Source organism: Thalassobacter sp., from assembly GCF_982993085.1.
Map to the genome: position 1 here is coordinate 1 of NZ_CEZFMW010000189.1, position 3,773 is coordinate 3,773.

At 57.8% G+C, this 3,773-nt stretch carries 3 protein-coding genes; all 3 read left to right on the forward strand.

Going from position 1 to position 3,773, the window contains the following annotated elements; translation table 11 throughout:
- The first annotated feature begins 23 nt into the window (after window positions 1-23).
- The 3 genes from AC4GMC_RS17585 (at window position 24) to fdxA (ending at window position 3,566) form a co-directional block, all read left to right on the forward strand.
- Entirely contained in the window at window positions 24-2,786 is a 2,763-nt protein-coding gene (locus AC4GMC_RS17585; RefSeq protein ID WP_487879204.1) for a helicase-related protein, read from the forward strand.
- Window positions 2,787-2,789: 3 nt separating this feature from the next.
- Window positions 2,790-3,164, forward strand: a complete 375-nt coding sequence (locus AC4GMC_RS17590; protein WP_487878755.1) for an RNA-binding S4 domain-containing protein — start codon at window positions 2,790-2,792, stop codon at window positions 3,162-3,164.
- 63 nt (window positions 3,165-3,227) lie between these two features.
- Window positions 3,228-3,566, forward strand: a complete 339-nt coding sequence (fdxA, locus tag AC4GMC_RS17595) for a ferredoxin FdxA (RefSeq protein ID WP_038005026.1) — start codon at window positions 3,228-3,230, stop codon at window positions 3,564-3,566.
- The last annotated feature ends 207 nt before the right edge of the window (window positions 3,567-3,773 follow it).

Below are 3,773 nucleotides of genomic sequence, written 5' to 3' on the forward strand. Positions count from 1 at the left end.
TCGCTCTTTAAGAAAGCCAAACAATGGATCGTGCTGGGGTGACGGCTGTTTTAGGGCCGACGAACACCGGAAAAACGTATTACGCGATTGAGCGGATGCTGAGCTACAACTCCGGGATCATCGGGTTGCCGCTGCGGCTACTCGCGCGGGAGGTGTATGATCGTATCGTGGATCTGCGCGGCCCGGGTGTTGTGGCGCTTGTCACAGGTGAGGAACGGATCGTTCCCCCGCGCGTGAAATACTGGGTTTGTACGGTTGAAGCGATGCCGCAGGGCGTCGGGGCTGATTTTGTAGCGATTGATGAAATCCAGCTGTGCGCCGATCCCGATCGGGGGCATGTGTTCACCCAGCGGTTGTTGGAAATGCGCGGTACCCATGAGACGCTGTTTATGGGCGCTGATACTATGCGTGGGCCGATATCGGAGCTTGTGCCAGAGGTTCAATATGCGCGGCGGGATCGGTTTTCGGACCTAACGTATACGGGGCCGAAAAAGATCAGCCGGATGCCGCCACGCTCCGCAATTGTTGGGTTTTCGGTGGACCAAGTCTATGCAATCGCTGAGCTTTTGCGCCGTCAAAAGGGGGGGGCGGCTGTTGTCATGGGCGCGCTAAGCCCGCGGACCCGCAATGCGCAGGTCGCGATGTATCAAAACGGTGAAGTTGATTACCTTGTTGCGACAGATGCCATCGGGATGGGCCTTAACCTCGATATTCGCCACATCGCATTTTCATCGACCACCAAGTTTGACGGACGCCGGATGCGCCCGCTTGCGCCAAACGAATTGGCGCAAATCGCAGGGCGGGCGGGGCGCTATATGACTCCCGGCACGTTTGGCGTGACGGGTGAGGCAGGGGCAATTGACGACGAAACAGTTGCGGCGATCACGGCGCACAATTTCCGTCCCATCCAAAAACTGCAATGGCGTAACAGTCGCCTCGATATGGGTTCACCTGAGGCACTGATCGCTTCGCTTGAGGCACCATCAGATGATCCGATGCTGGTCCGTGGGCGTGAAGCTGATGATGTTGGCGCGCTCAAGGCGATCTGTGATCTGGAAGGCATTCGCGTGCGCCTTCGCGATGCGCGCGACGTGCGGCTTTTGTGGGATGTGTGCCAAATTCCCGACTTTCGCGGTATCTCATCGTCGGAGCACGCGGGCCTTTTGGCGCGGATTTTTGAATTCCTGCATGAAGGCGGCGGCGTGCCTACGGATTGGTTCGCACGACAGATTAAACGGATCGACCGGACGGATGGCGACATTGACACATTGTCGAAACGTCTGGCGTTTATACGCACATGGACGTATGTGGCGCAGCGAAAGGGCTGGGTGGCCGATGAGAGCCATTGGCGTGACGCCACCCGTGCTGTAGAAGACCGATTGTCAGATGCGCTTCACGGTGCCCTGACGCAACGATTTGTTGACCGGCGGACCAGTGTCTTGCTTCGGCGGTTGAAGATGAAGGAGGGCCTGGTGGCCGACATTAACGATAAAGGCGAGGTCATGGTTGACGGCGAAATGCTCGGCCGCCTCGAAGGATTCCGCTTCCGTCAGGAGGCCAGCGCCACGCCGGACGAAGCGAAAACCGTCCGTCAAGCTGCCACCACTGCGCTCCGTCCCGAGTTCCATTTGCGCGCTGATCGGTTTTACAACGCGCCGGACACGGAGATGGATTTCACCGAACAGGGTGGCCTGATGTGGGGCGACCAAGCTGTTGGTAAGCTGGTCAAGGGCTCTGAGGCGCTGAAACCGACTGCGGAAGCCTTTGTCGATGACGATGCTGGCCCAGAAGTCGCGCAAAAGGTGCAACGCCGTTTGCAACACTTTATCGACCGCAAGGTTGCCGCCGCGTTTGAGCCACTGCTCGCGATGTCCAAGGACGAAAACGTAACTGGGATTGCCCGGGGTTTTGCGTTCCAAATGGTCGAAGCGATGGGGATTCTGCCCCGCGCGAGTGTGGCGAATGATGTAAAAGCATTGGACCAAGACGCGCGCGGCCTGCTGCGCAAGCACGGTGTCCGCTTTGGTCAGTTTACGATTTTCCAGCAGTTGTTGCTAAAGCCGGCTCCTACTCGTTTGCGGTTGGTGCTGTGGTCGCTTTGGAATGATCTGCAAGAATTCCCCGAAGCCCCACCCCCTGGTCTGGTGACGGTGCCCAATCTGACGGACATGCCTCAGGGGTACTACGCCAACGCAGGGTATGTGTCCGCAGGCCAGCGCGCCATTCGGATCGACATGCTGGAGCGTTTGGCCGACATGCTGCGCACGATGGACACGCGTGGCGGCTTTGAAGCCACCGCAGATATGCTGTCGATCACCGGCATGACGCTGGAGCAGTTTGCGGATCTGATGCAAGGTCTGGGTTATAAGGCTGAGCCGGGTAGCCGCGAAAAGGTTAAGGCAAAGGCCAAAGAGCTGACCGCCGAGGAAATCGCTGCTGAAGTTGCTGCGAAATCCGAAGCTGCCGCGGAAACTGCGCCCACAGAGGATGCTGGTGCGACCGAAGTGGTTACAGACGAAGCGCCTGCCGTGGCTGCTGAAGCAGTGGCTGAAGGCCCAGAGATGGAGAGCTTTTTCACCTTCTCATGGGAGCCAAAACGTCGCCCGCAGCAAGGTAAGGGTCGTCGCGATGATGCCGCCCCTCGTAAGGGTAAGGGCAAGCCACAAGGCAAGTTTAAGCGTGATGACGGGCCTCGGACCCATTCCGCCAAGCCAAAACGTAAGGAAAAGCCGGTTGATCCGGACAATCCGTTTGCGGCGGCACTTGCTGGCCTCAAGACCAAGTAAGGCATGAGCGAGCCTGTTGCGAAACAGCGCCTAGACAAGTGGCTCTGGCAGGCACGGTTTTTTAAAACACGAGGGCTTGCGGCGGCTACGGTCGGCGCGGGTCATGTGAGGGTCAATGGCGAAAAAGCCAGTAAACCTGCGGCGCAGATCAAGGTCGATGATGCGCTGACCTTCAGCCAAGGTGACCGCGTCCGTGTGGTCAAAATCTTGGCTCTTGCGACGCGCAGAGGCCCGGCCCCCGAAGCGCAGGGGCTGTATGAAGATCATTCGCCTGCACCCATCCCTAAGCCAGATGCACCGCCTGAGCGTATCGGTGGACGTCCGACCGGGAAAGATCGTCGTAAAATCGATGCTTTACGCCCACGTGCGCTTGAATGATTGTCATGCTGCGTTTACATCGGCTGCGGTGGAAATGCCCCGCAACCGAATGAGACTTGATTCATGACCTACGTCGTCACCGACAATTGTATCGCCTGCAAATTCACAGACTGTGTTGAAGTCTGTCCTGTTGATTGCTTCTACGAAGGCGAGAACATGCTGGTCATTCATCCCGATGAATGTATCGACTGCGGCGTGTGTGAACCAGAATGCCCCGCAGATGCGATCCGGCCCGACACGGAGCCAGACATGGAAAAGTGGGTTGAGTTCAACCGTAAGTATTCCGAAGCGTGGCCCGTTATCATCACCAAAAAAGACCAGCTGCCCGACGCGGAGGCGTTGGATGGTGTAGAGGGCAAGCTTGAGACTCACTTCTCTGAAGCGCCTGGTGAAGGTGGCTAAGGCCACGTGTTGCCGCTACGTAAGGGTCTTTTAGGCAGCGGTTTCGTCGCCTTTTAGGTAGGCTTCGGGCGCTATAGCAGCCGGGGCGCTTTATCCAGAGCGTATTTTGTGGTATGCAGTGTCGATAGGTTGGCGTTGCCAGCCCGCGATCCAGCGCTGCCGCATCGGATCCAATTGAAACGCAGAGAATGCAATGTGCCTCTGGAA